This is a genomic window from Micromonospora taraxaci, from assembly GCF_007830095.1.
In the GTDB taxonomy this organism is placed as follows: domain Bacteria; phylum Actinomycetota; class Actinomycetes; order Mycobacteriales; family Micromonosporaceae; genus Micromonospora; species Micromonospora taraxaci.
This window is the reverse complement of record NZ_VIWZ01000002.1, coordinates 408555-434116: the sequence shown is the minus strand read 5'-3', so window position 1 is coordinate 434116 and position 25562 is coordinate 408555. Positions and strand designations below refer to the sequence as shown.

General features: G+C 71.1%; 33 protein-coding genes. 13 read left to right on the top strand and 20 right to left on the bottom strand.

Annotation, left to right across the window (positions count from 1 at the left end; genetic code table 11):
• Positions 1–12: 12 nt before the first annotated feature.
• A complete protein-coding gene (locus FHU34_RS33965) occupies positions 13–303 on the bottom strand; it encodes a hypothetical protein (protein WP_244312086.1) in 291 nt (96 codons plus the stop codon).
• Positions 304–579: 276 nt separating this feature from the next.
• Between FHU34_RS33965 and FHU34_RS31165 the strand changes: the two genes are divergently transcribed.
• On the top strand, positions 580–1179 hold the full coding sequence (locus tag FHU34_RS31165; protein ID WP_244312063.1) for a flagellar biosynthesis protein FlgA: 600 nt from the start codon (positions 580–582) through the stop codon (positions 1177–1179).
• Between the two features lie 25 nt (positions 1180–1204).
• On the opposite strand, the gene FHU34_RS31160 is transcribed toward FHU34_RS31165, so the two are convergent.
• Positions 1205–1387 (bottom strand): hypothetical protein, encoded by a 183-nt coding sequence (locus FHU34_RS31160; protein ID WP_145786198.1) that lies wholly within the window; start codon positions 1385–1387, stop codon positions 1205–1207.
• Positions 1388–1538: 151 nt separating this feature from the next.
• Between FHU34_RS31160 and FHU34_RS31155 the strand changes: the two genes are divergently transcribed.
• Positions 1539–1865 carry a hypothetical protein gene (locus tag FHU34_RS31155; protein WP_145786197.1) on the top strand — a complete coding sequence of 109 codons (327 nt, stop codon included), beginning with the start codon at positions 1539–1541 and terminating at the stop codon, positions 1863–1865.
• 17 nt (positions 1866–1882) lie between these two features.
• Here the strand turns inward: FHU34_RS31155 and FHU34_RS31150 are convergent, their stop codons facing one another.
• A complete protein-coding gene (locus FHU34_RS31150; RefSeq protein ID WP_145786486.1) occupies positions 1883–2365 on the bottom strand; it encodes a DUF2231 domain-containing protein in 483 nt (160 codons plus the stop codon).
• A 203-nt stretch (positions 2366–2568) separates the two neighbouring features.
• On the opposite strand from FHU34_RS31150, the gene FHU34_RS31145 reads away from it, so the two are divergent.
• Together FHU34_RS31145 and FHU34_RS31140 are read left to right on the top strand one after the other, a co-directional pair.
• A complete protein-coding gene (locus FHU34_RS31145) occupies positions 2569–2997 on the top strand; it encodes a Fur family transcriptional regulator (protein ID WP_145786196.1) in 429 nt (142 codons plus the stop codon).
• Between the two features lie 59 nt (positions 2998–3056).
• Entirely contained in the window at positions 3057–3920 is an 864-nt protein-coding gene (locus FHU34_RS31140; RefSeq protein ID WP_145786195.1) for an oxygenase MpaB family protein, read from the top strand.
• 21 nt (positions 3921–3941) lie between these two features.
• Here the strand turns inward: FHU34_RS31140 and FHU34_RS31135 are convergent, their stop codons facing one another.
• The 11 genes from FHU34_RS31135 to FHU34_RS31090 all read right to left on the bottom strand — a co-directional run bounded on the left by FHU34_RS31135 (position 3942) and on the right by FHU34_RS31090 (position 12331).
• Positions 3942–4769, bottom strand: coding sequence for a RecB family exonuclease (locus tag FHU34_RS31135; RefSeq protein ID WP_208745241.1), 828 nt, complete (start codon positions 4767–4769; stop codon positions 3942–3944).
• Between the two features lie 136 nt (positions 4770–4905).
• Positions 4906–5520: a MarC family protein gene (locus FHU34_RS31130; RefSeq protein WP_145786193.1), complete on the bottom strand. Its 615-nt coding sequence runs from the start codon at positions 5518–5520 to the stop codon at positions 4906–4908.
• A 40-nt stretch (positions 5521–5560) separates the two neighbouring features.
• Positions 5561–6430 carry a PHP domain-containing protein gene (locus FHU34_RS31125; RefSeq protein WP_145786192.1) on the bottom strand — a complete coding sequence of 290 codons (870 nt, stop codon included), beginning with the start codon at positions 6428–6430 and terminating at the stop codon, positions 5561–5563.
• Positions 6431–6490: 60 nt separating this feature from the next.
• The gene (locus tag FHU34_RS31120) at positions 6491–7753 is read right to left on the bottom strand and encodes a hypothetical protein (protein ID WP_145786191.1); all 1263 of its coding nucleotides are present in this window, start codon (positions 7751–7753) and stop codon (positions 6491–6493) included.
• Positions 7750–8493, bottom strand: a complete 744-nt coding sequence (locus FHU34_RS31115; protein ID WP_145786190.1) for a SigE family RNA polymerase sigma factor — start codon at positions 8491–8493, stop codon at positions 7750–7752. The genes FHU34_RS31120 and FHU34_RS31115 overlap by 4 nt, the downstream gene beginning before the upstream one ends.
• A 103-nt stretch (positions 8494–8596) precedes the next feature.
• Positions 8597–9472: a PH domain-containing protein gene (locus FHU34_RS31110; protein WP_145786189.1), complete on the bottom strand. Its 876-nt coding sequence runs from the start codon at positions 9470–9472 to the stop codon at positions 8597–8599.
• Between the two features lie 6 nt (positions 9473–9478).
• Positions 9479–9637, bottom strand: a complete 159-nt coding sequence (locus FHU34_RS33175; protein WP_007455302.1) for a hypothetical protein — start codon at positions 9635–9637, stop codon at positions 9479–9481.
• Between the two features lie 116 nt (positions 9638–9753).
• Positions 9754–10431 (bottom strand): DUF6758 family protein, encoded by a 678-nt coding sequence (locus FHU34_RS31105; RefSeq protein ID WP_341874463.1) that lies wholly within the window; start codon positions 10429–10431, stop codon positions 9754–9756.
• Positions 10432–10511: 80 nt separating this feature from the next.
• The gene (locus tag FHU34_RS31100; protein ID WP_145786485.1) at positions 10512–11135 is read right to left on the bottom strand and encodes a TrmH family RNA methyltransferase; all 624 of its coding nucleotides are present in this window, start codon (positions 11133–11135) and stop codon (positions 10512–10514) included.
• A gap of 52 nt (positions 11136–11187) precedes the next feature.
• A complete protein-coding gene (locus FHU34_RS31095; RefSeq protein ID WP_145786187.1) occupies positions 11188–11703 on the bottom strand; it encodes a hypothetical protein in 516 nt (171 codons plus the stop codon).
• A gap of 112 nt (positions 11704–11815) precedes the next feature.
• On the bottom strand, positions 11816–12331 hold the full coding sequence (locus FHU34_RS31090; protein ID WP_145786186.1) for a MaoC family dehydratase: 516 nt from the start codon (positions 12329–12331) through the stop codon (positions 11816–11818).
• A gap of 549 nt (positions 12332–12880) precedes the next feature.
• Between FHU34_RS31090 and trxA the strand changes: the two genes are divergently transcribed.
• The 3 genes from trxA to FHU34_RS31075 all read left to right on the top strand — a co-directional run bounded on the left by trxA (position 12881) and on the right by FHU34_RS31075 (position 14767).
• Positions 12881–13243, top strand: a complete 363-nt coding sequence (trxA, locus tag FHU34_RS31085) for a thioredoxin (protein ID WP_030329190.1) — start codon at positions 12881–12883, stop codon at positions 13241–13243.
• A 151-nt stretch (positions 13244–13394) separates the two neighbouring features.
• Positions 13395–13835: a hypothetical protein gene (locus FHU34_RS31080; protein ID WP_145786185.1), complete on the top strand. Its 441-nt coding sequence runs from the start codon at positions 13395–13397 to the stop codon at positions 13833–13835.
• Positions 13832–14767 carry an HTTM domain-containing protein gene (locus tag FHU34_RS31075; RefSeq protein WP_145786184.1) on the top strand — a complete coding sequence of 312 codons (936 nt, stop codon included), beginning with the start codon at positions 13832–13834 and terminating at the stop codon, positions 14765–14767. The genes FHU34_RS31080 and FHU34_RS31075 overlap by 4 nt, the downstream gene beginning before the upstream one ends.
• Here the strand turns inward: FHU34_RS31075 and FHU34_RS31070 are convergent.
• Complete coding sequence (locus FHU34_RS31070) at positions 14731–15150, bottom strand: thiol-disulfide oxidoreductase DCC family protein (protein ID WP_145786183.1); 420 nt, start codon at positions 15148–15150, stop codon at positions 14731–14733. The two genes, FHU34_RS31075 and FHU34_RS31070, sit on opposite strands and share 37 nt — an antisense overlap.
• Positions 15151–15242: 92 nt before the next feature.
• Between FHU34_RS31070 and FHU34_RS31065 the strand changes: the two genes are divergently transcribed.
• Together FHU34_RS31065 and FHU34_RS31060 are read left to right on the top strand one after the other, a co-directional pair.
• Positions 15243–17309, top strand: a complete 2067-nt coding sequence (locus FHU34_RS31065) for an intein-containing Rv2578c family radical SAM protein (protein WP_145786182.1) — start codon at positions 15243–15245, stop codon at positions 17307–17309.
• Positions 17310–17334: 25 nt separating this feature from the next.
• The gene (locus tag FHU34_RS31060; protein WP_145786181.1) at positions 17335–17742 is read left to right on the top strand and encodes a CoA-binding protein; all 408 of its coding nucleotides are present in this window, start codon (positions 17335–17337) and stop codon (positions 17740–17742) included.
• A 116-nt stretch (positions 17743–17858) separates the two neighbouring features.
• Here FHU34_RS31060 and FHU34_RS31055 read toward each other — a convergent pair whose 3' ends face one another.
• Positions 17859–19055: an acyl-CoA dehydrogenase family protein gene (locus FHU34_RS31055; protein ID WP_145786180.1), complete on the bottom strand. Its 1197-nt coding sequence runs from the start codon at positions 19053–19055 to the stop codon at positions 17859–17861.
• A gap of 177 nt (positions 19056–19232) precedes the next feature.
• On the opposite strand from FHU34_RS31055, the gene FHU34_RS31050 reads away from it, so the two are divergent.
• Entirely contained in the window at positions 19233–19739 is a 507-nt protein-coding gene (locus tag FHU34_RS31050) for a DUF4190 domain-containing protein (protein ID WP_145786179.1), read from the top strand.
• A gap of 27 nt (positions 19740–19766) precedes the next feature.
• On the opposite strand, the gene FHU34_RS31045 is transcribed toward FHU34_RS31050, so the two are convergent.
• On the bottom strand, positions 19767–20672 hold the full coding sequence (locus FHU34_RS31045) for an SDR family NAD(P)-dependent oxidoreductase (RefSeq protein ID WP_145786178.1): 906 nt from the start codon (positions 20670–20672) through the stop codon (positions 19767–19769).
• 116 nt (positions 20673–20788) lie between these two features.
• Here FHU34_RS31045 and FHU34_RS31040 point away from each other — a divergent pair, with 116 nt between their 5' ends.
• The gene (locus FHU34_RS31040) at positions 20789–21340 is read left to right on the top strand and encodes a DUF4190 domain-containing protein (RefSeq protein ID WP_145786177.1); all 552 of its coding nucleotides are present in this window, start codon (positions 20789–20791) and stop codon (positions 21338–21340) included.
• Between the two features lie 73 nt (positions 21341–21413).
• On the opposite strand, the gene FHU34_RS31035 is transcribed toward FHU34_RS31040, so the two are convergent.
• On the bottom strand, positions 21414–22370 hold the full coding sequence (locus tag FHU34_RS31035; RefSeq protein ID WP_145786176.1) for an HpcH/HpaI aldolase/citrate lyase family protein: 957 nt from the start codon (positions 22368–22370) through the stop codon (positions 21414–21416).
• A 128-nt stretch (positions 22371–22498) separates the two neighbouring features.
• On the opposite strand from FHU34_RS31035, the gene FHU34_RS31030 reads away from it, so the two are divergent.
• Both FHU34_RS31030 and FHU34_RS31025 read left to right on the top strand, forming a co-directional pair.
• The gene (locus FHU34_RS31030; RefSeq protein WP_145786484.1) at positions 22499–23323 is read left to right on the top strand and encodes an SDR family NAD(P)-dependent oxidoreductase; all 825 of its coding nucleotides are present in this window, start codon (positions 22499–22501) and stop codon (positions 23321–23323) included.
• Entirely contained in the window at positions 23316–23606 is a 291-nt protein-coding gene (locus tag FHU34_RS31025) for a putative antibiotic biosynthesis monooxygenase (RefSeq protein WP_145786175.1), read from the top strand. The genes FHU34_RS31030 and FHU34_RS31025 overlap by 8 nt, the downstream gene beginning before the upstream one ends.
• Here FHU34_RS31025 and FHU34_RS31020 read toward each other — a convergent pair.
• A complete protein-coding gene (locus FHU34_RS31020) occupies positions 23603–24979 on the bottom strand; it encodes a WD40 repeat domain-containing protein (RefSeq protein WP_145786174.1) in 1377 nt (458 codons plus the stop codon). The genes FHU34_RS31025 and FHU34_RS31020 overlap by 4 nt on opposite strands.
• The gene (locus tag FHU34_RS31015; RefSeq protein WP_145786173.1) at positions 24976–25503 is read right to left on the bottom strand and encodes a SigE family RNA polymerase sigma factor; all 528 of its coding nucleotides are present in this window, start codon (positions 25501–25503) and stop codon (positions 24976–24978) included. The genes FHU34_RS31020 and FHU34_RS31015 overlap by 4 nt, the downstream gene beginning before the upstream one ends.
• Between the last annotated feature and the right edge of the window lie 59 nt (positions 25504–25562).

Sequence of the window (25562 nt, the reverse complement as noted above, 5' to 3'; positions counted from 1 at the left end):
GGGCTCGGGCTTCTACCGCACCGACTCGCGGGCGTCCGGCTCCGAGACGACGGCAGGCGGCACGGCCAGCAAGCCGGCGAAGTCCGAGTCGTCGTCCGGCGACAAGTCCGGGTCGTCCTCGTCCTCGTCGTCCGGTTCCTCGTCCGGGTCGTCCTCGTCCTCGGGGTCGTCGGCGGGCGGATCGTCCTCCGGCGGATCGTCCTCGGGTGGGTCCAGCGGCGGCAAGGCCCCGGCGGCCAGCTCCGCCTCCTGAAGCCCGGCGGCCCCCGGCAGAAGATCGATACCCGGCGGGCCGTCGGCCACCCGGCCTGATCCCGACGGACTCCTCGCCCACCCGGCTTGATCGACTCGGGTTCACGGAAGGCGGCCTGTCCTGGTCACCCTGACAGCCCGACTTCCGTGACTTCGAGTCGATCACGGCTGCGGCCGTAGCACATCTGGCCGACCGGCGGGCGTTGTCCACAGGCCGGCCGGTTATCCACAGGTGCCCGCCGACGGCCGGCGGACCACGGTGGGAACGACCTAGCCTGCCGCCGAGGGTGTCGCTGCGACGTCCTCGGACGGGAGGCGACAGAGGCGATGGGCGACCCAGACTCCGACTCCGTGCGGGCGCTGCGTCCTCTGCGCCGGCTCATGATGCCCGGCGGGCGCACCCTACTCCGGGCCGTTCTGGTCGCCGCGCTGCTCGGCCTTGCCGCCGCCGTCCTGCACGCCCCGCCCAGTTGCCCGCCGAGTGCCTCGTCCTCCCCTGATTCGGCACGGACAGACGGCACCGCCGGCCAGGTCGACGGAGGCGGCTCACCCGGTCCCGACGCACGCGACACCGGCGGGCCACCGTCAGCCGGCCCCACCGGAGGAGGCGGCACAGCCACCGGCGACGGCTCGGTCAGACCGCTGCCGCTGCCCAGCGGCGCTGTCGGGGTGCCGATCCGGCTGGCCGAGCCGGCCGCTCTCGCGGTGGCTCGTCCCGGCACCCGGGTCGATCTGCTCGCCGCGACGCCCGACAGGGCGGGCGCCGAAGCTGCGCTGCTCGCACAGGCAGCTCTGGTACTGGACGTCCTGGGTGCCGACGCGACCGACGGGTCCACCGCGCTCTACCTGGCCCTTCGCCCGGACCAGGCCCAACGCGCCGTCGGGCTCCCCGAGGGCACCCGGTTCGCCGTCGTCGTCCGCAGCTGAGCAGCCGCTGCCTCGCGGGGGGGGGTCAGTCCCAGTGTGGGGGGCGTTCGGCGAGCAGCCAGTCGTCGTTGCCGCCGGACCGCTCACCCCAACCACGGTCGGTGTCGTCGGAGGTCTGCTCGGGCAGCACCACGAAGTCTTCGCTCAGGTCGACGGTCCGGTCATCGTCGCCGCGTACGCCCTGCTCGCCGGGGTCCTCGGTGCTCACGACCGGCAAGACTAGCGCAACAGGGCACCTCCACCGCGCCGACGCGGGTCGGTTCCGTGACCACGTCGGCACGGTCGCGGGAGACTCCTCCGACGGTGCCGCGCCGGCAAGAGGCGACCGAGCCGCGCCCGCGTTGGTAGCGTCGGACGGCGTGACGACCCCCAGCGGTGGCAGCACCCCGGACGACTACTGGCGACGGCCCGACGCCGACGCGGCGGCGAACGAGCCTCCCACCGCGCCCACAGCCACACCCGCGAGCGGGTACGCCGGCCCACCGCCGAGCGTGCCGCCACCAACGGGCTGGCGTCCACCCGTACACCTGCAACCGGCGCCACCTCGGCGGCTGCCGCCGCAGGACATGGCCGGCCTGGATGCGGCGGAGCAGCGCTCGCAGCGGGTCACCTACGGCTTCGGCGCGGCGGCGGGAGTGGTGCTGGTGTTCCTGGTCTGTCTGCTCTGCTCGCGGATCATCTTCTGACTTCCGGGCAGCGCAGGTCAGAGGGTGGTGCCCCAGACCGCCTCTGCGCCGGTGTGGCCGGTCAGGTAGACGTAGACCAGTGCGGCGATGGACAGCGCCACTGTCGCCACCGCCAGCAGCGGGGTCACCAGCCCCGGCAGTTGCGGCACCCGGGGGTGCCCACTGGTCGCCACCAGCAGCAGGATGGCCACGATCCCGAGCGGCACCACGATGCGGAACAGGATGTCGCCGTAGCGGGAGTGCTCGAAGATCTGGTCGAGGATCTGTCCCTGGAAGCCCCGGGCCACCAGCGCGTCGGTGAACACCTCACCCGACTTGACGGCCACGAAGGCGGTCACCGGTGCGACCACGGCGAGGAGACCCACGGCCCAGTCCAGACGGTGTCGCCACCGGGGCAGACCCACGTACGCGATGGCCAGCACCGCCAAGAGCGGTACGAACACGACGACCGCGTGGACCACCAGGACGTGTACCGGTAGGCCCAGGATCTCCTCGAACATCGAACCCTCCAGGTGGATCACGGTCAGGGGGTGGTCAGCGTACGGTCCGCCGGTCGTCCCCCGGCTCTCGACCGGACACACGCGTAACTCAACGATCGGGTTCACCGTCTCGGGCGCGGTCCCGATCTTCCCGGGGCTGTGTCGGTGGCCACCCGGACCCGGCGACGGTTGTCGATGCTGGTCGCGCGTGCTGTCATTGGCCAGTGTCCGGTGCCGAGGAGCTGCTGCGATCGAAGGGTCTGCGTGTCACGCGGCCCCGCCTCGCGGTGCTCGACGTGCTCGGCGGTGGCGGCCACCTGGAGGTCGACGAGATCGCCCGGCGGGTCCGTGAACGCCTCGACTCGGTCTCCACGCAGGCGGTCTACGACGTGCTGGGCGCGCTGTCCCGGGCCGGACTGTCCCGCCGGATCGAACCGGCCGGTGGTCCCGCCCGCTACGAGGCACGGGTCGGCGACAACCACCACCACGTGGTCTGCCGGGGCTGCGGCGAGATCGCCGACATCGACTGTGCGGTCGGCAGTGCGCCGTGCCTGGAGCCGAACGTGACGCACGGCTTCGAGGTGGACGAGGCGGAGGTGACCTTCTGGGGTCTCTGCCCGGACTGCCGGGCTCGCCGCTCCGCCGACGTCTGATCCGGCGGCAGCGACTGACGTGTCCGGCGAGGTCGGGCAGACCGTGGCACTCTTGGGCGGTGGACTCCGATGACCTCGGCCTCTTCGGTCCGGGTTCGGTCACGTGGAAGGTGCACGAGGAGCCGATCCTGATCGTCGCCGGCCTGCGCTCGCTCTACCTCCAGGCGTTGCATCCCCGCGCGATGGCCGGGGTCGCGCAGAACAGCAACTACCGCACCGACGCCTGGGGCCGTCTGGTCCGCACCGCCACCTACGTGGCGACCACCGTCTACGGGACCACCGCCGAGGCGGAGGCGGCCGGTGCGCGGTTGCGCCGACTGCACGACCGACTGCGGGCCACCGACCCGGTGACCGGGGAGTCGTTCCGGGTCGACGAACCGGACCTGCTGCGCTGGGTGCACGTCACCGAGGTCGAGTCGTTCCTCAGCACGGCCCGGCGGGCCGGGCTGCCGCTGACCGACGACGAGGTGGACGGCTACTACACGGAGCAACGCCGGTCCGCCGCTCTGGTCGGCCTGGACCCGGCCACCGTGCCCGGCACCGCGAACGAGGTCGCGGAGTACTACCGAGCCGTACGGCCGGAGCTGCGGATGACCCGTGAGGCTGCCGAGACGGCGGTCTTCCTGACCGCTCCGCCGTTGCCGTGGAAGCTCAGCCTGCCGGCCCGGTTGGGCCTCACCCTCGGCCCGCCGCGCTGGGCGTACCTGGGGATCGCCGGCACCGCGTTCGGACTGCTCCCGGCGTGGGCGCGCCGGATGTACGGCGGGCTCGGTCTGCCCACCACGTCACTGTCGGCGGATCTGACGGTGCGGGCCCTGCGCCTCGGGTTCGCCGCCGTGCCCCGTCGCTACCTGGAGGGGCCGTTGATACAGGCCGCCAAGGAGCGGGCCGCGCGCCACGCCGCCACCTCGCTGGCCGGCTGACCCGACTGCCCGCGCCGGAGGTCAGCCGTCGGCGTGCCGGTCCACGGCTGCCCACGGTTCCTTGCCCGGCACCTGCGCCCCCGTCGGGCAGTGCCGGCGGAAGTCACACCAGCCACAGCGCGGGCTGGGCGCCACCGGGAACGCCTCGTCCGCGTCGGCCCCGTCGGCGACCGCCCGTTCGGCGGCCATGATGTCGCGGGCTGTCTCCTCCGCACGGGTCAACTGCCGGGCCAGCGACTCGACGGTGTGGTCGTGGCCGGCGACCGTGCCGGTAGGCAGGTGGTGCAGCTCCACTCGGCGACACGGTCGGCGGAACACCCGCTCGGCCGCGTACGCGTAGAGCGCCAACGCCTGCGAACCCCGCGCGTCGTCCGTGTCCAACCCGCTGCGACCGGTCTTGTAGTCGACGATGACCAGCTCCGGCCCCTCCGGACCGGGCCGCGAGTCGATCCGGTCGGCCCGACCGTTGAACGCCAGCACGGCGGTCTTGACCGCCACCACCCGCTCCACGCCGAGCGGGTCGGAGTCGGCCTCCAGCGTCTCGACGTACGCCTCCAGCCAGCCCAACGCCCGCCGGTAGGCGGCCCGCTCCTGCTCGTCGTCGCGGTAGCCCTCGCGGACCCAGGTGCCCTTGAGGAGGGTGGCCAACGCCTCGGGGCGACGACGGTCGGCGGGCAGCGCGTACCAGTTCTTCAGGGCGGTGTGCACGCTGGCACCGAGCGAGTTGTGCGCCCACGGCGGACCCTTGGGCGGTGTCGGCCGGTCGACGTACGAGTAGCGGTAGCGGCGCGGGCAGTCGGCGAACGCGCCGAGTTTGCTCGGTGTGCAGACGAACAGGCGCTCCGGCATGCCCTCGAAGCCGAGTTGCTCGGCACCGCCGTCGCGTTGTCGGGGGGCCCGGCCACCGGCCGCTGGCCGTCCCGCTGATGAGGATCGTCGCACCCTGCGATCCTGCCATCCACCTCCGACAGCGTGGGTGTGCCGGTCAGGTCATGTTCACGTAGTGCGTGACGAAGGCGAACACGGCGTCGGCGATGAGCTGCACGGCGATCGCGGCCAGCAGCAGGCCGGCGATCCTGGTCAGCACCTCGATGCCACCGGGCCGCAGGATCTTCACGATGCCGCCGGAGAAGCGCAGGACGATCCAGACGGCGACCATCACGGCGAGGATCGCCACGGCGATGGCGGTGTAGTCGCCCAGGCCGTCGGCCTGCTGGACGAAGAGCATGGTGGCCACGATGGCCCCCGGACCGGCCAGCAGCGGGGTGCCCAGCGGCACCAGGGCGATGTTCGAGGTGGCGTCCGTGCTGGGGCCGTCGGTCTTGCCGGTGAGCAACTCCAGGGCGACGAGTACGAGCAGCAGCCCACCGGCCGCCTGCAACGCCGGCAGGTCCACGTGCAGGTAGTCCAGCAGGGTCTGACCCGCCACCGCGAAGATCACGATCACGCCCAACGCCAACGCGACGGCCTGCCAGGCCGCCCGGTTGCGGTCGCGGGCGGGTAGCGGACCGGTCAACGCCAGGAAGATCGGCATCATGCCCGGGGGGTCAGTGATCACCAGCAGGGTCACGAAAACCTCGCCGAACAGCTTCAGATCCACGTGATCAACCTAGCCGCGCCGTATTCCGCCGAAACGCAGATCAGCCGGAAGCGACCTCGGTCACCCCTTCGGCGACGATCCGCTCGTACGCCTCGACGCCTGTGCTGAACGCACCGAGCTGCACGGTCTTGTGCGTGCCGTGGAAATCCGAGGAGCCGGTGACGAGCAGGCCCAGGTCGGCGGCGAGCGCCCGGACGTGCGCACGCTCGGCGGGGCTGTGGTCCTCGTGGTCGGCCTCGAGCCCGGCAAGTCCGGCGGCGGCCAACTCGGTGATCAACTCGTCGGGCACCACCCGGCCACGGCGGGTGGCCCGGGGATGGGCGAAGACCGGCACACCGCCGGCCGATCGCACCAGCCGGACCGCCTGGAACACGTCGATGTCGTCCTTGGGTAGCCGGTACCGTTCGCCCAGCCAGTCCGAGCCGAACGCCTCCCGGGTGCTGCCGACCAGACCGGCCCGGATCAGCGCCTGCGCGATGTGCGGCCGTCCCACGGTCCCTCCGTCCGCACCGGCCAGGATCTCCGGCCAGCTCACGTCGATGCCGTCGGCGCGCAACAGCGCGACGATCCGTTCGCCGCGATCTTCCCGGGCGGCCCGCACCCGGGCCAGCTCGGCCACCAGTTCGGGGTGGTCCGGGTCGAACAGGTACGCCAGCAGGTGCAGCGGCACCGCGGGTTCGGTGCCGGACCAGCGACAGGAGAGCTCCGCACCTCGGATCAGGCGCAGTCCGGGCGGCAACGCGCCGACGGCCGCCGCCCAGCCGGCGGTGGTGTCGTGGTCGGTGATCGCCAACACGTCCAGCCCTGCCGTGCCTGCGGCCCGGACCAGCTCGACCGGGGTCAACGTGCCGTCGCTGGCTGTCGAGTGGGTGTGCAGGTCGATCCGCGGGGCACCGGTACGCGAGGTCACCTCATGACGCTACCGAGGGAGCACCGAGCCTGCCTCGCGGAGGTCGTTCCGACCGGTGGATCAGAAGCTGCTGACCAGTACGGGTCGGTCCCCGGCTGGCACGTCGGGCACCGGCGCGGGAGTCGCCGGTTTCCCGGCCCGTACCCGGCCGACGTCGACCCGGACCAGGTCACCACCGTCGTCGAGGTACACGGCCTGGGTGTCGTTGCTCCAGACGATCGCGCCGGTCATCGGCGGCCCGGCCGGAACGGCGGTCGGCGCGGGCCCGAGTCGTCGCAGGTCGATCAGGAGCGCACGGCTGGCCTTGCCCACCCGTCCGTTCACCAGCAGCCACCGCCCGTCGGTGGAGACCCCGCCCACGCCGTCCCGGGTCAGGTCCGCATCACAGCTGGACTCCACCGGCTGCAGGTGGCGCGTCGGGTCGAGTACGGCCAGGCAGGTCCCGCCGGGGTCGGTCGCGACGGTCTGGCCGACCAGTCGCCCGTCGGGCAGTTCTCCGTAGACGTTGAGGGTCTGCCGGTCGACGGCTGCGGGCAACTGCCCGGCGCCCGGCCGCCAGAGGGTGTGACCGGCACTCGCGGTGTCGAGCCGGACCAGCACGCTGTCACCGACGAACCGGATGGGCTCCGCGGCTGCCGGCACCGGGGTGCGCGCCGCGCCGATGAGCTGGGTGCCGACCACCCCCGCCACGAACAGGTCACCGCCGTCGCGCCAGGCGACCTGTCGGCTGTCCGGTGCCAGGACGATCGAGCCTGCACCGGCGAGCAGCACCTGCACCAGGCCGTCGTCCTGCACGACCCAGAGGGTGCGGCCGGCGGTGGTCGGCGTGCTGACCACCAACCAACCGTCTCCACCGGGCAGGAGTTGGGCGTGTTCGGCCGGCCCGATGTCGCGCAGCACCAGCCGCTGCCCGTCGGGGTTGACCAGGGTCTCGCTCACGATCAGGGAGGCGGACGTCCCGGACGAGGATTCGGCACCGGGAACGCTGGCCGTGGGGACCGGCCGGTTGGACCGGTCCGGATCACCGATCACCACGATGGGCGTGCCGTCCCGCCCGGTTCCCGCACCGAGTTGGACCATGCCGGCGCCCAGCAGCACGGTGACGGCTGCCGCGAGCGCGAGCCCGACCCCGGTACGCCGCCGCCGGATCCGGTTCGCACGTCGAATCGCCTGGCCGGCGGGGTCGGCGCTCAGCGGGCGGGCAAGGGTCACCTGGTGCGAGAGGCTCTCCCGCACCGCCCCTTCCAGCTCGTCAGGCCGCACCTCGTATGAACGCTTCAACCCGGCCGTCAGGTTGTCGGCCCGGCCTGGCAATCCGCTCACTGCTGCTCCCCGGAGCCCGTGCCGACGGGCACGGCCGCCGGGGCGGTGGGCAACACGACCTGCGGGACGACCGGACGCGGTGTGGCCGGGCGGAGAGCGGCCCGACCGGCTGTCTGCCGGGGGCGCGGCGGTGCGGCGGCGCCGGTGGTCGGGAGCTGCCCGTTCGGGGCGCCCGCGGCGGTCGGGCGGACGACACCGGCTGCGGCCGGCCGACCGGCAGCACCGGCTGCGGCGGGAAGCTCCGCCGCGTCGGCTCCCATCCGCCGGCGCAGCGTGGCCAGGGCTCGGGACGTCTGGCTCTTCACCGTGCCCGGTGAGATGTCCAGCATCGCGGCGGTCTGCGCCTCCGACATGTCCTCGTAGTAGCGCAGCACCAACACCGCCCGCTGCCGGTTGGGCAACTGCCTCAGATGCCGCCAGAGCAGGTCACGGTCGAGCTGCTGCTCGATCTCGTCGACACCGGCCCGTTCCGGCAGCACCTCGGTCGGGCGTTCACCGTGCCAACGCCGCCGCCACCAGCTCGTGGATGTGTTGACCATCACACGCCGGGCGTACGGTTCGACGGCCTCGATCCCGCCGAGCCGCTTCCACGCGAGGTAGGTCTTCGTCAGTGCCGTCTGGAGCAGATCCTCGGCCGTGGCCCAGTCGCCGGTGAGCAGATAAGCGGTGCGCAGGAGCGCGGCGGAGCGCGCCGCGACGAACTCGCGGAACTGCTCCTCCAACGAGTCCCTGCTCGCCACCGCCCACCTCCACACCCCAGTCGTCCTGGCAGAGTGCCACGTCAGAGGCGTTCCGGTCCATGACGAAAGGTGCGCACTTACTCCGATGTTCGGTCGAAAAGCTTCACGCCCCGTCGTCGGCCTTGGCTTCGTCGGCCTCCTTGCCGAGCCGCGCCTCGACTGCCTGCGGCTCGTACATCTCCTCGACGACGCGCAGGTAGAGCTCGTTCGGGTTGGGCAGGTTCTTGATTTCGCGGAGGGCCTGCTCCTGGCCGGCGGACTCCAGCACGAAGGTGCCGTAGTTGAGCGCTCGACCGGTCGGGGTCTGTTCGTACTTCATGTCGGTGACCCGGACCAGCGGCATCATGGCCACCTTGCGGGTGACGATGCCGTTGACCACCATGACCCGCTTGTTGGTCAGGATGAAACGGTCATACCACCAGTCCGCGACCTTCCACGCCACCCAGCCCATCACGGCGAACCAGAGCAGCACGGCGATGGTGGTCAGCGCGCCCACGTCCTGCCCGGCGAGGAAGCCGGAGAGGTAGCCGAGCACGAAGGTCGCCGCGATGCCGATCAACAGCGGGTTGGTGAGGTGGATCCAGTGCCGCTTCCACTCACCCCGGTAGCGCTCGGTGGGGAAGAGGTAGCGAGCCACCAGCGAGCTGGGCTCGTCCTCCAGAGGCAGCACCCGACGAGGTGTCGAGCCGGCCGCGTCGGCGCGCAACCCGGCCAGCTCGTCCTCGGAGATCTGGGGTGGCTGATAGCCGGCCTCCGGATCACGGATCCACCCACGACCGGAACGCCCCTGGCCGGCATAGCCGGGCCCGTCGCCGTAGCCGACGTCGTCCGAAAGGGACGGACCATCGGACAGGCCGGGACCGGCACCGTAGCCCGGGCCGTCATCGGGCCCGATCCGCGGGATCGGCTCAGTGTCGCGCTCGCGGCGCTCCCGGTCAGGGTCGTCCGGGTCGAAGGGTGGACCGGAGGGGCTACCCATCGGCGGCTAGGCGACGAGACTGGTGAAGAAGTCGCCGAACCCCTGGGCAATATCCATGATCCCGCCGCCGAGCGACTTGAACACGTCAGCCGCAGAGTTTGGCCGGTAGGCGACGAAGAAGATCAAGAATGCGATTCCGGCCCAGGTGAGGACCTTCTTGACCATGGCGGGCCATCCTCTCGCGCGGCGCCGGGTCCCATTACCGCAGCGGCACCCAGAGTATCAGTGTGGTGTCGTACAGTGAATATCTGCGTCCGTTCTCCGTCAAACCGAGAGACTTGTCAAGGTCTCCCGGGTAAGTACGGGGACGGTGCGCCGTACACGAGCTCGGGTGGAGTCCACTCGGTCAGGTCGTGTAGCACGACATCTTCCGCGAGCAGGTGACCCGCACTCGCGGGCCAGGCTATCGCATGGAGCCACATTCCCCGAGCTTCGCCCGCGTACGCGCTTCGATCCGTCGGAGAATTCACCAACCACAGTGGAGTGGGATGCCCGGCGACCCTGATCCTGGCCTGCCCGACGTGGTCGGGATGACCAGGCCCAGGGTCGGTCAACGCGTCGGCCAGCTCCGGGCCCGGGTCCGGCCCGGCCAGTCCGGCGAGCCGGGTGCCCAGGCCGACGCCCGGCTCCTCGGCCACGAAGACCAGGTCCGCCGGACCGCCGCCGAGGGGCGCCGGGCCCGCGCAGGCCACGGCTGTCGCGCGCACTCCGGTCCGGTCGTCCCCGGCGTACGCCACGCCGGTGAGCGTCCAGCCGGTCGGCAGCGGCCACGGGCACCAGAGCGGCGTCACCGGCGGATCCGCGGTCGCGGTGATCCGCTCCACCACGCTCGCCACGATGTCCGCTCCGATGTGCTCGGGCACGTGCAGCGGCGGCACCGGGCCGCAGCGCAGGCATCTCGAGTCGGTGTGCATCAGATCCGGCGCCCGTACCGGGCCCCCGCATCTCGGACAACTCACCGCGACACTCACATCCCCACCGTCACCCCGTACCGTCGGCACGTCAAGTGGGAACGTCCAATTCGGCGTCCGGGCGCGGATCAGTCCGGCGGCGGACCGGCGTGGGCGCGAATCCAGGCGTGCATCGCGATGCCGCTGGCCACACCCGCGTTGATCGACCTCGTCGAGCCGTACTGGGCGATGGAGTAGAGCTGGGCGCACGCCGCTCGGGCCGGCGCGGAGAGCCCGGGGCCCTCCTGACCGAACAGCAGTACGCAGTCCCGGGGCAGGGTGCCGGTCTCCAGCGGACGCGACCCGGGCAGGTTGTCGATGCCGAACACCGGCAGCCGGCGCTCGTCCGCCCAGGCCACGAACTCCTCGATCGTCTCGTGGTGTCGCACGTGCTGGTACCGATCGGTGACCATCGCGCCGCGCCGGTTCCACCGTCGCCGTCCGACGATGTGCACCTCGGCGGCGTTGAACGCGTTGGCGTTGCGGACCACAGTGCCGATGTTGAAGTCGTGCTGCCAGTTCTCAATGGCGACGTGGAAACCGTGTCGGTGCTGGTCCAGGTCGGCGACGATCGCCTCGTGCCGCCAGTAGCGGTAGCGGTCGACGACGTTGCGCCGGTCCCCCTCGGCCAGCAACTGCCTGTCGTAACGCGGGTCGTCCGGCAGGTCCCCCGGCCAGGGGCCCACACCCACCTCGAGCTGGTCTTCGGTCACGGTCATCAGAGGGTACGGACCACGTCGGCGCTCACTGCGACGGCCTGCCGGGTCACCGCAGCCCAAGGGCGGCGCCGAGCCGGTCCAGGAAGCGCCGGTCCGCCGGGGTGGCCAGGTGGTCCACCCGACGTTCGCCGGGGCTGGGCACCGCGCGGCACACCCGGGCCGCGACCGACTGCACCCACTGGCGGTACGCGGCAGAGTCGGCGGGGTCGGCGCGCCGCCGCAGAACCCGGTTCGCCGCCCGGCAGGCGGCCAACAGGTCCACCAGATCGGTGAGCTGCTCGGTGGGGTGCGGGGTGCCGTCGTGCCGGGCGTAGATCGCGGCGACCACCGCACGGACGAGATCGCTGTCGAAGGCGCGGCCCGCGGCCACGGCGTCCAGACCGGCGAGACCGGCCATGACCCCCCGCTCGGCGCGGCCCGGGCCGGAGGCGGCAGCAGCCACGAGAACCCGGCCGGGCAGACCGGTGAGCAGGTCCCACTCGGCGGCGGAATAGGCAGCCGTGGTCGACGGTGCGGCTCGACGGCCGGCAGAGGGCGGCTCTCCGGCGACGGAGTGGCTCATCGGAACCTCCGGCGTCAGCATATGCCCCGCGCACGGGAGCGGGGCCTCTTCCACAGCAAACGCGCTGCGGGAAAGGCCCCGGAGTCCGTCGGCGGTCAGCCCGCCGTGCCGCTCACCGCGGCTCGGGGAAGCTGGGCCGTTCGGGATCCACCCCGTCGGGGACGGCGCTCGCCGCGTACTCCCGTTTGGGGACCATGACCTTGCGCCGGAAGACGCAGACCATGGTGCCGTCCTGGTTGTAGCCGCGGGTCTCCACCGACACCACGCCCCGGTCGGGCTTGGAGCCGGACTCACGCTTGTCGAGCACCGTGGTCTCGCCGTAGATGGTGTCGCCGTGGAAGGTCGGCGCGACGTGCCGCAGCGACTCGACCTCCAGGTTGGCGATGGCCTTCCCACTCACGTCGGGCACCGACATGCCGAGCAGCAGCGAGTAGATGTAGTTGCCGACCACCACGTTGCGCTTGAACTGGCTGGCCGTCTCGGCGTAGTGCGCGTCCATGTGCAGCGGGTGGTGGTTCATGGTGAGCAGGCAGAAGAGGTGGTCGTCGTACTCGGTGACGGTCTTGCCCGGCCAGTGCCGGTAGACCGCGCCGACCTCGAACTCCTCGTAGTAGCGGCCGAACTGCATCCTGGTCCCCTTCGACGGGCGGCGATGGAGTTCGGCACAGCATGCCTTACCGAAGGTTAAGGCGACTGGCGGGGCGCGTCGGCGGTGGAAAAGTCACACCGGCCACTGGCACCCGGGGGGAGACGCAATGAGCGGCGGGGCCCTCCCCGGCACCCGCCGCCCACGCTCTGATGCCGAGAAGTCTGCCCTACGACAGCGTAGGTTCGACAGAGATCGGCGTCACATTTATCTTTTTGTAACACTACTCTCGGTGACGATTCGGAGGTTGATCAGCGATCTCCGCAGGCCGGATACCTCCTTGTCACGGCCCAAGTTACCGATTCGTAGAGCTCAATCGGGTGGATCTCCTTGGAAACGCTCCCATTACCGCAGGTCACGCAAGTGCGTCATGCATTTGCGTTCCGCAGGTCGGGGAGAAACAGACGTAAGTCGATGGTCCCCGGCCCCCTGGCTGGACCTGCCACGTTTCGTGACCCACCCCCCGGGAATTCGATACGGTCAGCCCGGGTTCTACGGGTCGTAGACAAACCGCGGTGATCGGAGAGTGCAATGGCAACCGTTGAGCTGACCTCGGCGAACTTCGACGAGGTGACCGGCAACGACGGCATCGTCCTGGTCGACTTCTGGGCCGACTGGTGTGGTCCGTGCAAGCGGTTCGCCCCGGTCTACGAGCGCTCCTCGGAAAAGCACCAGAACATCGTGTTCGGCAAGGTCGACACCGAGGCCCAGCAGGAGTTGGGCGCCAAGTTCGACATCCGGTCGATCCCCACGATCATGGCGATCCGCGACGGCGTCATCGTCTTCGCCCAGCCGGGCGCCCTCCCCGAGTCGGCGCTGGAAAACCTGATCGAGCAGGTCGAGGCCCTGGACATGGACGACGTCCGCAAGCAGCTGGCCGAGCACAACCACTGAGTCGTCCGAACGACACGAAAGGCCGGGCCCGGTGCGGGCCCGGCCTTCGTCGTACTCCCGGAAGCATTTGCATGATCACCTACCCGGGCAGGCCGAACTGACCGTCGGTGGGACCCGGCACGGCCGGTACATCCCGTATCGTCACGACCCGATGGAGACCCTGACCACCCGCGGGCGCGTGACCCGGCTCGGCGCGACCGCCCTCGGCCTCGCCCTGCTACTGGTCGGCACCTTCTGGGGCAGCGACGACGACTTCCCGTTCGGCCCGTTCCGGATGTACTCCACCTCCAACCCGCCGAACGCGCCCGCCCCCGACACCCGCGTCGAGGGAGTGAACAGCGCCGGGACGGTGATCGACCTCGACCAGGATGCGACCGGCATCCGCCGCGCCGAGATCGAGGGTCAGCAGGCCCGGTACGCCGCCGACCCGACGCTGCTCACCGAGGTCGCCGACGCGTACGCCGAACGCCACCCGGACGCCCCCGAGCTGGTCGAGGTCCGCATCGTCATCCGCTGGCACGGCATCCGCGCCGGTCGGCCGACCGGGCAGCACACCGACCAGACAGTCGTCAGCTGGCAGGCACCCCGATGACCCGCTGGCTGACCGAGGCCGTCCCCCGAGGTCGGGTGGCCGCGTTCCGGACGCTGATCTACCTCTTCGTCGCCGCCGACCTGGTGATCTTCACCCCCTGGGTGCGCACCCGCGTCAGCGTGCCCGGCGACCTGTACCAGCCGTTGCTGATCGGCCGCGCGCTCCCCCTGCCGACGCCGACCGAGACGCTGGTGACGGTGATCTTCTGGTCGTTGCTGGCGCTCGCCCTCCTCGCCGCGACCGGACGAGCACCCCGCCTGCTCGGTTGGGCGGTCTGCGCGCTGTACCTGGAGTGGATGATCATCGCGATGAGCTACGGAAAGGTCGACCACGACCGGTTCGGGCTACTCGTCGCGCTGGCTGTGCTCCCGACCGCCGGGCGGGCCCGGCACGGCGACACCACCCGCACCGAGGCCGGCGGCTGGGCTCTGCGAGTCACCCAGATCGCGGTGATCTGCACGTACTTCCTGGCCGCCTTCGCCAAGCTGCGCTTCGGCGGCCTGGACTGGCTGACCGGCTCGGTGCTGGCCCGCGCGATCATCCGGCGCGGCACCGACCTGGCCGACCTCATCGCCCAGGTGCCGTACCTGCTGATCGTCGCCCAGTTCGGCATCGTGGCGTTCGAGCTGCTCAGCCCGTTGGTCTTCTTCCTGCCACCCCGCTGGCGACACGCCATGGTCGGCTTCTTCTACTCGTTCCACGCGGTCACCATCGCGACCATCACGATCTCGTTCGCGCCGCACCTGGCCGCGATGACCAGCTTCCTGCCGCTGGAACGGGTCCGCCCGCTGGTCTGGGCCCGCCGGCTCGTCGGCCGCGGCACCGCCGCGCCCCTGCCGACACCGCCAGAACAGATCCGGGCGGATGCCGGTGCGGAGTCGCCGCCGCTCGGCGATCAGGCCTCGGTGGTCGGGCGTCCAGCCGGGCCGTAGAGCCGTTCGCGGGCTTCCTGCGGAAGGGAACAGGCCGCCGTGCCGCCGGGCAGGCGGTGCCGGTTGCGTGCCACCCAGCGGTACACCGGCCAGGCCGCGACGCGTACCAGCGGGAACCGCAGGCCCGCACCGGCCACCCGCCAGACCGGGCCGCTGCCGGCCAGCAGCTTCGCGATGGCATCCGGGCCGGCGGCGCGTACGCCGTCCGAACCGACCCACTGCACGGCCTCCTCACACTCGGCCACTGTGAGGCCGAGCGCGTCCAGGTCGGCGAACTGCCAGGGCACCACCCGCGCGCCGGTCGGAATGCGGCGGGCAATGAAATCCGCGCACTGCGTGCAGAACGCGCAGTCCCCGTCGTAGACGAAGGTCGACGTCTCCATGGGTCCATCCTCCCCTCACCAACCACCCGAACACCCACCGGTGTACGGCGGGTCACTTGCGCCGGGCTCGTACACGTGTTCGAATAGTGCCCATGCGCTGGGACAACCTCACCGCTCCCCCGGTTGAGGGAGACCCCGAGCGGGCAGCGCCAGCGACGCCACCCCTGCCGCTGGCGCTGCCCGGCGCCGTCGCCCGCACCTTCGACACCCCCGAGTTCGCCGGGATGACCTTCTACGAGGTGCAGGCCAAGTCCATCCTCAACCGGGTTCCCGGGCAGTCCCGCGTCCCCTTCGAGTGGACCATCAACCCGTACCGTGGATGCACTCATGCATGTGTCTACTGCGTATCGGGCGACACCCCCATTTTGATGGCGGACGGACGCACGAAGCCGATCAGCGAACTGACGCCCGGCGACCGCATCTATGGCACCGAGCGCCGCGGCGCCTACCGCCGATATGTGGTCACCACCGTCCTCGACAAGTGGTCCACAGTGAAACCCGCATACCGAGTGACCCTGACGGACGGCACCACGCTCATCGCGAGCGGAGACCACCGGTTCCTCTCTGACCGCGGCTGGAAGTACGTCACCGGTGCCATGCAGGGCGAAGGCCAACGCCCCTACCTGACCACCAACAATCGCCTCATCGGCACGGGCCGTTTCGCAGCGGGGCCCAAGGAATCACTTGACTACCGGCGGGGCTACCTCTGCGGGATGGTGCGGGGCGACGCTCACCTCGGCACCTTCTCGTACTCCTACGGGGTAGTGCATCGGTTCCGTCTGGCGCTGATCGATGACGAGGCGTTGAGTAGAAGTGAGCGCTACCTTGCCCAGGAGGGCGTCGAGACAAGGCGTTTCTCGTTCACACCGGCCAGCGCCACACGCCGAGCCGTGTCGGCCATCCGCACCTCCAAGAGAGGGGATATCGAGAGGATCACCGGGCTGATCCAATGGCCGGTCAGTCCCAGCGACGAGTGGCGGCTCGGCTTCCTGGCAGGCATCTTCGACGCCGAGGGCAGTTGCAGCGGGGGCATCCTGCGCATCAGCAACAGCGACGACGCGATCCTCGACCAGGCGACGGACGCGCTTCGACGGTTCGGGTTCTCGTACGTCCGAGAAGATCACGGCCGCCCCAACCGGGTGCGGCAGATCCGGCTGACCGGAGGTCTCGCCGCCCGGCTCCGGTTCTTCCACCTGACCGACCCGGCGATCACCCGCAAACGGTCGATCGCGGGTGCCGCCCTGAAGTGCAAGGCCGCACTCAAGGTCGTCGACATTCAAGCTCTCGGGCTGGAGTTGCCGCTGTGGGACATCACCACCGGCACCGGCGACTTCATCGCCAACGGAGTGGTCAGCCACAACTGCTTTGCCAGAAACACCCACACCTACCTCGACCTCGATGCCGGTGCGGACTTCGACCGGAAGGTGATCGTCAAGGTCAACGCCGGTGAGCTGGTACGGCGGGAGCTGGCCGCGCCGAAGTGGCGGGGTGCGCACGTGGCGATGGGCACCAACGTCGACTGCTACCAGCGGGCCGAGGGCCGCTACCGGTTGATGCCGCAGATCATCGCGGCCCTACGGGACTTCGCCAACCCGTTCTCGATCCTGACCAAGGGCACGCTGATCCTGCGTGACCTGCCCCTGCTGCGCCAGGCCGCCGAGGTCACCAGCGTGGGCATCTCGTTCTCCGTGGGGTTCGTCGACGAGCAGCTCTGGCGTTCCGTCGAGCCGGGCACGCCACACCCACGCCGCCGGTTGGACGCAGTGCGGGCACTCGCCGACGCCGGCTTCTCCGTCGGGGTGCTGATGGCCCCGATCCTGCCCGGCCTCAGCGACGACGACGCGTCGATCGACGCCACCGTGTCGGCGATCGCGGCGGCCGGGGCGACCAGCGTGACCGCGCTGCCTCTGCACCTGCGCCCCGGCGCACGGGAGTGGTACGCGCCCTGGCTCGCCCGTGAGCACCCACACCTGGTGCCCCGCTACCGCGAGCTGTACCGGGCCGGTGCGTACGCCCCGCAGGCGTACCAGCGGGAGGTGACCGCACGGGTGCGGATCGCCGCCCGCCGGCACGGGATGCACCGCGGCGAGCGAGGCGACAACCGCAACCTGCCCGAGCCACCGCCACCGTCGGCAGCCGAACAACTGACCTTGCTGTAGTCGGGCTCGGAGCTACAGTCGGCGGGTGCGTACCGCTCAGCAGATCCTCGCCGACTCCGCCGTGATCGCCGTCGTGGGTGCGTCCCGCGACCCCTTGAAGGCCGCGCACTCCGTGCCGTTGCAGATGCAGCGGTACGGCTGGCGCATCATCCCGGTCAACCCCACTGTCGACGAGCTGTTCGGAGAGCGGGCGTACCCGACGCTGGCCGACATCCCGCACCCGGTCGACCTGGTGGACGTGTTCCGGCCGGCAGCCGACGCCGTGCAGGTGGTCCGGGACGCGGCGGCGATCGGCGCCCCGGCGGTCTGGCTGCAACTGGGCATCGTCTCGGCCGAGGCGCGGCGGATCGCCGAGGAGGCCGGCATGGAGTACGTCGAGGACCGGTGCCTCATCGTCGAACGCGCCGCCGGCGACCTGACCCGCCTCGCCTGATCCCGCCCGCCCCCTGCCCTACCCCGTCGATCGTGGGGTCGTGGTGCCGGACTTGCGGTTGTAGGCCGCTTTTGTGCCCACCACAACTCCATGATCGACGAGGCAAGGGCGGGCGGTCAGAGCTTGTATTCCTTCAGGAGACCGCGGGAGATGATGGTCTTCTGGATCTCCGAGGTGCCCTCGCCGATGAGCAGGAACGGGGCCTCCCGCATCAGCCGCTCGATCTCGTACTCCTTGGAGTAGCCGTAGCCGCCGTGGATGCGGAACGCCTCCTGGACGACCTCTGCGCAGTATTCCGAGGCGAGCAGCTTGGCCATCCCGGCCTCGACGTCGTTGCGCTGGCCGGCGTCCTTGAGGCGGGCGGCGTTGACCATGAGGGCGTGCGCCGCCTCGATCTTCGTGCCCATCTCGGCGAGCTTGAAGGCGATGGCCTGGTGCTTGGCGAGGGGCTGGCCGAAGGTCTTGCGCTGCTGGGCGTAACCGACCGCCAGCTCGAACGCGCGGATGGAGATGCCGCAGGCGCGGGCGGCCACGTTGACCCGGCCCACCTCGATGCCGTCCATCATCTGGTAGAAGCCCCGGCCCACCTGGTCGGCACCGCCGAGGATCGCCGAGTCGGGCACCGTCACCCCGTCGAGCACCATCTCGGTGGTCTCGACGCCCTTGTAACCCATCTTCTCGATCTTGCCGGGGATGGTGAGGCCGGGGGCGGTCTCGCCGAAGCCCGGCTCCTTCTCCAGCAGGAAGGTGCTCATGTTGCCGTAGACGGACTCCGCGCCGGTGTCGGTCTTGACCAGGGTGGCCACCACCGAGGAGTAGGCACCGTTGGTGAGCCACATCTTCTGCCCGTTGAGCACGTAGTTGTCGCCGTCACGGACGGCCCGGGACTTGATCGCCGAGACGTCGGAGCCGGTCTCCGGCTCGGACATGGAGAACGCTCCGCGCACCTCGCCGGTGGCCATCTTCGGCAGGAGGCGGGCTTTCTGCTCGGCGGAGCCGTGCTGGGAGATCAGGTACGCCACGATGAAGTGGGTGTTGACGATGCCGGAGATCGACATCCAGCCCCGGGACAGCTGCTCCACCACCAGCGCGTACGTGAGCAGCGACTCGCCCAGGCCGCCGTACTCCTCGTCGATGGTGAGGCCGAACAGCCCCATCTCGCGCATGCCGTCGAGGATGTCGTTGGGGTACTCGTCGGCGTGCTCCAGCCGCTGCGCGTGCGGGATGATCTCCTTGTCGGCGAAGTCCCGAACGGTCTCCAGGATCGACTGTTGCACATCGGTCAGGCCGGGCGTCTGGGCGAGTCGAGCCATCTCAGCCTCCGGGGATCCGCGCACTACTCATGGGTAACTGAACGCTGGGTAAGTATCGACCTCGGGGGTCGGCGAGGCCAAGGTGACCAGTCCACACAACCGCTGTGAAAAGGTTCACCGCTGCGGGTAGCGTCCGGCAAGAGGGACTTTTCCGGCACCGGCAGGAGGAGTGCAGCAGTGAGCTACCCGCCGCCGTCGGGACCACCAGGGGACGAGCCGCCACCGTCGCCCTACGAGCCACCACGGGACCAGTCGCCGTACGCGCCGCCGCCACCCGGGCAGCCACCATCGGACCAGCCGGCGTTCGAGCTACCGGCGGAACGCTCACCGTACGGGCCACCAGCGGACGACCCGTCGCCGTACGCGCACCAGGGCCCGCAGCAGCCGCCGTACCCCCCGCAGGGCCCCTACGGTCAGTACGGCCCGCCACCCGGCGGCCCGGGCCGGGGCACCAACGTGCTCGCGATCCTGTCGCTGGTGTTCGCGTTCGTGTTCCCGCCGGCCGGCGCCGTCCTCGGCCACGTGGCCAAGCGGCAGATCCGCACCAGCGGTGAGGACGGCGACCAGCTCGCCACCTGGGGCCTGATCCTCGGTTACGTCTTCACCGGGCTCACGGTGCTGGCCTGCTGCGGCTGGCTGGCGCTCGTCGCCCTGGGCAACAACGGTGACGGCAGCGGCTACTGACCGACGGGCCGTCGTGGGCCGCCGAGGTCAGCGGAACCGGGCCTCGCGGACGCTGTTGCCGCCGTCCACCACCAGCATCTGACCCGTGATGTACGAGGCTGCCGGCGAGCAGAGGAAGCTGATCGCCGCGGCGACCTCGTCCGGGGTGCCCGGTCGACCCACCGGAGTGCCCAACCCCTGCTTGATCTCGGCCATCGTGGACGCGGCGGTGTAGATCGTGCCCGGCGCCACCGCGTTCACTGTCACGCCGTCGGCGATCATCTCCATGGCCAACGCCCGGGTCAGCCCGACGACCCCTGCCTTCGCCGCCGCGTACGCGGCCTCGGTGGGCAGGGCGTTGACCGGGCCGGCCGTGGCGGCGAGGTTGACGATCCGACCCCAGCCCCGCTCGGCCATGCCTCCGATGAACGCGCGGCTGCACAGGAACGCTGTGGACAGGTTGCGGTCGATCTCACCGCGCCACTCGTCGTAGGTCAGCTGGGCGACCGGCCGCAGCACTCCCTGGCTGGCGCGGCTGGCCAGACCGGCGTTGTTGACCAGCACCTCGACGTCGCCCAACTGCTCGGCGACCGCGTCGGCGAGCGCACCGACCTCGGACTCGTCGGTCAGGTCCGCTACGAAACCGGTCACCCCCAGCTCACCGGCCCGCTCGTGGATGCGCCGGGTGGTGGAGACGATGGCCACCCGGGCGCCCAGGTCGGCGAGACGGCGGGCGGTGGCGTACCCGATGCCGTCCGGGCTGCCCGCCCCGGTCACCAGGGCGACCCGACCGTCGAGCCGCATGGTCACCGGATCGCCGAGCGCGACCGGCTCGTCGGAACCGGAACTGCCCGTCGGCGCTGCCGTACGGGCACGCCGGGCGACGCCTGGGCGGCTGACGTCCCGTCTGGGTCGGCTGCCGGAACGGTCCGCGGCGCGCGCGTCGAATGCCATGCCAGGATCCTGCCCGCTAGGACCTGCCCGAGCAACGCGGCACCCGGTAGTGGGGGCGTCGGGTTTGGGCGGTGCTGGCTACCCTGATGCCGCAACCGACCTGACGGAGAGTTCGTATGACAAATCCCCCGCCGCCCGGCGGCTGGAGCGACCCCACGTGGTCGGCTCAGCCGTCGAGCCCCGCACCGGACCCGACCCTGGTGGCCGGTCAGCCGGTACCCACCCAGCCCGGCCCCGCCAATCCGTACGCGCCGGGCGACCCGTACGCGCCCGTGGATCCGTACACGCCGGGCGACCCGTACGCGGGTGCGAAGATGCCGCCGGGGCAGCCGGTGGCGTACGGGCCGCCCGGCTACCCGCCGCAGCACCCCGGATACGGCTACCCGGCGCAGCCGAAGACCAACGGGCTGGCCATCGCCTCGCTGGTGCTGGCCCTGGTTGGCGTCACCACCTGCGGCATCACCGCGCCGATCGGGGCGATCCTCGGCCACGTGGCGCAGAAGCAGATCCGGGTCAGCGGCGAGGGCGGTGAGGGAATGGCGAAGGCCGGCATCATCGTCGGCTGGATCATCACCGCGCTGATGGTGCTGGGCATCGCCTTCTACGTCGCCGCGATCATCTTCGCGGTCACGACGGGCAACAGCAGCGGCAGCAGCAGCAGCTACTGAGAGCGGCGGCCGGGTCGGCGTACCACCCGGGCCGGGTCGACGGCCGGTGGCTGTCGATCCGGCCCGGCGCGCGTCACTCCGCCGGCGGGGTGAACGACGAGGTACGGCTCATGCCGGCGGCCCGGCCCTTCGCGGAGATGACGAGCGCCATCTTGCGGGACGCCTCGTCGATCATCTCGTCGCCGAGCATCACCGCGCCCAGCTTGCCACCGGCCTCGGAGGTGTAGTGCTCGTACGCGTCGAGGATCAGCTCGGCGTGGTCGTAGTCGGCCTGCGCCGGCTGGTACACCTCGTTGGCGGCGTCGATCTGGCCCGGGTGCAGCACCCACTTGCCGTCGAAGCCCAGCGCCGCCGAGCGCTTGGCCACCTCGCGGAACGCGTCGACGTCCCGGATCTGCAGGAACGGGCCGTCGATGGCCTGCTTGTCGTGCATCCGGGCGGCCATCAGGATCCGCATGAGGATGTAGTGGTACGGGTCGCCCGGGTAGTCCGGGATCAACGCGCCGACCACCAGGGACTTCATGTTGATCGACGCCATGAAGTCGGCCGGGCCGAAGATGATGGTCTCCACGCGTGGCGAGGCGGCGGCGATCGCGTCCACGTTGACCAGCCCGGCGGCGTTCTCGATCTGCGCCTCGATGCCGATCCGGCCGACCTCCAGGCCGAGCGTCTTCTCGATCTGGGTGAGCAGCAGGTCCAGCCAGTGCACCTGCTCGGCGGTCTGCACCTTCGGCAGCATGACGCAGTCCAGGTTGGCTCCGGCGCCCTCGACGACCTCGATGACGTCCCGGTAGGTCCACGGGGTGGTCAGGTCGTTGACGCGGACCACGCGGGTCTTCCCGGCCCAGTCGCCCTCGTTGAGGGCGGCCACGATGTTCTTACGCGCGTCCGGCTTGGCCAGCGGGGCGACGGCGTCCTCCAGGTCGAGGAAGACCTGGTCGGCCGGGAGACCCTGGGCCTTGCCCAGCATCTTCACGCTGGAGCCCGGCACGGCGAGGCAGGACCTGCGGGGGCGACCGACTACGGCCATGGATGCGCTCCTTCCAGCGTCCGGCGGGCATGCCGACGCCACCTGACGACAGATCCGAGAACTTAACGATCCCAAAGGGCGTTGTGACGCCACGGTAACCTCGCGCCATGACCGGGGTGAATGGACCTGTGGAAGATCTCACTGGGCGTCGGCTGGTGGTGGTGACCGGGGCCAGCTCCGGCATCGGGCTGGCAGCCGCCGTGGGGCTGGCCTGCCGGGGTGACCAGGTGGCGCTGGTCGGGCGGGACCCGGCGCGACTCCAGGCCGCAGCGGAACGGGTACGCGAGAACTCCGGTGAGCGGCCGGAGTTGTTCCGGGCCGACTTCGCGATCCTCGACGACGTACGCCGGCTCGCCGAGCAGCTACGGGCGACGTACGACCGGATCGACGTGCTCGCCAACAACGCCGGGGCGATCGCGTTGCAACCGCTCACCACCGTCGACGGCTTCGAGATGTCCATCCAGGCCAACCACCTGGCTCCGTTCCTGCTGACCAACCTGCTCGCCGACCGGGTGGGGCGGGTCGTGGTGACCGCCTCCGGCGCGCACCGCTTCGGCACGCTCGACCCGGACGACCTGAACGCGCCACTGCGCGGCTACCGCTCGACGAGCGCGTACGGCACCAGCAAACAGGCCAACATCCTGTTCACCGTCGAGGCGGCCCGGCGCTGGCCGAGGATGTCCGTGTACAGCTTCCACCCCGGGGTGGTACGTACCCGGTTCGGCAACGACAGCAGGCTGGTGGCCATCGGTATGCGGTTCATGCCCTTCCGCAGCCCAGAGAAGGGGGCCGAGACCCTGGTGTGGTTGGCCAACCAGGACCGCTCCCGGCTGGTCGACGGGGGCTACTACGTCGACCGTCGGCTGCGTCGGCCGTACCGGAAGGCCACCAACCGGCACCTCGCGGCCCGGCTCTGGGAGGCCAGCGCCAAGGCTGTGGGCATCGATGACTAGCACCGCCGGGCTGACACTCGTCGCGATCGTCGAGTTCGCCGCCGGTGCCGAGACGGCCGGACAGCGTTACGAGGACGCCGTGCTGTCCCTGCTCGAACGACACGGCGGCCACCTCGACCGGCGGTTGCGCGGCACCGACGGCCAGACCGAGGTGCACGTGATCCGGTTCGACTCCCGGGCCGGATACGAGTCGTTCCTCGCCGACCCGGACCGGGCGGCCCTGCGCGGGGCGCTCGGCGAATCCGCGCCGACGACCCGGGTAATCGAGGTGCACGAGGCCTAGGGGCGGAGCCGTCGCCGGTCGCGCCAGCGTCGCAGCCGCGACAGCACGGGCAGCGCGACCAGGACCGCCAGGACGAACCCCACAGCGAGCGCCCAGAACGGCGGCGGCCCGTAGTGGGGGCGGCCGGACTCGCGTACCGCCCCGCTGATCGCGAGGTCGGCGGCGACCGACAGGTCGGTGATGCCCTCCGGGGTGCGGAAGAGCACGTCCGGGGCTGTCGCGCCCCGGCGGAGCACCACGAGTTCCACGGCCTCCGTGCCGACCTCGTGATACGGCCCCCACGCGATGTCGTGCTCCTCCGGGAGGTCCTCCGCCTCCGGCCCCGGCACACCGACCAACGCGACAGCCTCGTCCGCCGAGCGCCAACCGAGCAGTTGCACGAACGAGCGGGAGCGCAACGGCGGAAACGCCGTACCGGCCGTCGGGGTGCCGTCGACGGTGGACCGCAGGGTCAGTGTCCAGGTGCGCCGGTAGGACGGCACCGGGCAGTCGGTGCAGGTGGACCGGCCCAGGACCGCCACCGACCGGCCGTCCGGCAGCCAGGAACCGGCACCGGCGAGCCGCCCGCCGGCCAGCGGCAGCTTCCGGTACGGCACGGCGAGCCGATCCGCGCCCGCGTCGCCCACCCGGGTCAGCCAGACCTCGTCGCGGACCTGGAGGGCGAGGTCACCGCCGTCCGGCGACAGCGCGGCCGTACGCCCCGGCGGGATCCAGCCGCTGCCGACCGGCACCCGCAGCACATCCGTCCCGCGATCCCGGTCGTAGACCCCGACGGACGGGGTGGAATAGGTGTTCGGGGACGTGAACGTGGTGTCCGGGTCGGCGTAGACCAGGCGTTTCCCGTTCGGCGCGAAGGCGAGCGGGTAGCCGTCCGGACGGTCCGGGATGGTCTTGCCGGACTTCAGGTCGATGAGGGAATCGCCCACCCAGGCGTACCGACCGTCCGGGGAGAGCAACGCCTCGAAACCCGCCACGGCCGGATCGCCGTCCAGCACGCGGTAGCGGTCGTCGTCCGCGGCCACCACACCCATTCGGGTCTCGAACCAGTTGGTGCGCACGGCGGGACCACCGAAGAGCATCGCCGCCACGCCAGGTGCCGAGTAACCCACCGAGGCGGTCCGCAGCGGCGGGTCGACCAGCTTGGTAGGCAGGCCGGGGGTGTCGTGACGCGGGCCGGCGGGCAGGGGCAGGGCCACCGGGTGCAGCGCGTACCCGGTGCCGAGAAGGAGGACCAGGACGGCGAGCGCGCCGGCGACGGCGGCCCGGCGACGACGGTGCCGGGTCCGCGCCGCGTCGAAGAGCCCGTCCGGTACGCGCGCAGGCGGCACGTCGGCGGCGAGGCGGCGCAGCGCCTCGGAGAGTCGGGCGGTCATCGGGAGGTCACCTCCTGCGGGCTCCGGCCGACGAGTTCGGCCAACTCGGGGGCGAGCACCCGCAGCCGGCGAAGGGCGTGCCGGGTCTGGCTCTTCACAGTGCCGACGCGGCATCCGAGCAGTGCTGCCGTCTCGGTCTCGGTGCGGTCCTCGTAGTAGCGCAACACGAGGACCGCGCGCTGCCGCACGGTCAGTCGGGCCAGCGCTGCCCACAGCACCAGCCGGACCTCGGCGTCGTCACCCGGGTCGGGACGTTCCGGCACGACACCGTCCAGCCGCTCGGGCGGGCGGGCCCGTCGCCAGCGCCACCAACTGGCCGCCTGCGTGCAGAGCACCCGACGCAGGTAGGCGTGCGGGTCAGCGACCCTCTCCCACCGCACCGCGACCCGAGCCAGTGCCACCTGGACCAGATCCTCGGCATGGTGCCGGTCACCGGTCAACAGGTACGCGAGCCGGGTCAGCCCGGCGGTCTCGGCCCGGACGAAGTCGGCGAAGCCGTCCCGGGTGCGGTCCTCAGTCGTCAACGGATCGCCCTCCTCACCGGGATAGACGCGCGGCGGGTCCGCCACGGAGGGAACCAGCG

Excerpts from the sequence above, each read along its gene's own strand:
- FHU34_RS31090 (WP_145786186.1), bottom strand. The coding sequence starts at position 12,331 with ATGCAGTTCGGCCGCTACTACGAGGAGTTCGAGGTCGGCGCGGTCTAC.
- FHU34_RS31165 (WP_244312063.1), top strand. The coding sequence starts at position 580 with ATGGGCGACCCAGACTCCGACTCCGTGCGGGCGCTGCGTCCTCTGCGC.
- FHU34_RS31110 (WP_145786189.1), bottom strand. The coding sequence starts at position 9,472 with ATGGGTAGCCCCTCCGGTCCACCCTTCGACCCGGACGACCCTGACCGG.
- FHU34_RS31025 (WP_145786175.1), top strand. The coding sequence starts at position 23,316 with ATGACTAGCACCGCCGGGCTGACACTCGTCGCGATCGTCGAGTTCGCC.
- trxA (WP_030329190.1), top strand. The coding sequence starts at position 12,881 with ATGGCAACCGTTGAGCTGACCTCGGCGAACTTCGACGAGGTGACCGGC.
- FHU34_RS31045 (WP_145786178.1), bottom strand. The coding sequence starts at position 20,672 with ATGGCATTCGACGCGCGCGCCGCGGACCGTTCCGGCAGCCGACCCAGA.
- FHU34_RS31055 (WP_145786180.1), bottom strand. The coding sequence starts at position 19,055 with ATGGCTCGACTCGCCCAGACGCCCGGCCTGACCGATGTGCAACAGTCG.
- FHU34_RS31035 (WP_145786176.1), bottom strand. The coding sequence starts at position 22,370 with ATGGCCGTAGTCGGTCGCCCCCGCAGGTCCTGCCTCGCCGTGCCGGGC.
- FHU34_RS31095 (WP_145786187.1), bottom strand. The coding sequence starts at position 11,703 with ATGAGCCACTCCGTCGCCGGAGAGCCGCCCTCTGCCGGCCGTCGAGCC.
- FHU34_RS31020 (WP_145786174.1), bottom strand. The coding sequence starts at position 24,979 with ATGACCGCCCGACTCTCCGAGGCGCTGCGCCGCCTCGCCGCCGACGTG.
- FHU34_RS31150 (WP_145786486.1), bottom strand. The coding sequence starts at position 2,365 with ATGTTCGAGGAGATCCTGGGCCTACCGGTACACGTCCTGGTGGTCCAC.
- FHU34_RS31080 (WP_145786185.1), top strand. The coding sequence starts at position 13,395 with ATGGAGACCCTGACCACCCGCGGGCGCGTGACCCGGCTCGGCGCGACC.
- FHU34_RS31135 (WP_208745241.1), bottom strand. The coding sequence starts at position 4,769 with ATGCCGGAGCGCCTGTTCGTCTGCACACCGAGCAAACTCGGCGCGTTC.
- FHU34_RS31070 (WP_145786183.1), bottom strand. The coding sequence starts at position 15,150 with ATGGAGACGTCGACCTTCGTCTACGACGGGGACTGCGCGTTCTGCACG.
- FHU34_RS31040 (WP_145786177.1), top strand. The coding sequence starts at position 20,789 with ATGACAAATCCCCCGCCGCCCGGCGGCTGGAGCGACCCCACGTGGTCG.
- FHU34_RS31065 (WP_145786182.1), top strand. The coding sequence starts at position 15,243 with ATGCGCTGGGACAACCTCACCGCTCCCCCGGTTGAGGGAGACCCCGAG.
- FHU34_RS31075 (WP_145786184.1), top strand. The coding sequence starts at position 13,832 with ATGACCCGCTGGCTGACCGAGGCCGTCCCCCGAGGTCGGGTGGCCGCG.
- FHU34_RS33175 (WP_007455302.1), bottom strand. The coding sequence starts at position 9,637 with ATGGTCAAGAAGGTCCTCACCTGGGCCGGAATCGCATTCTTGATCTTC.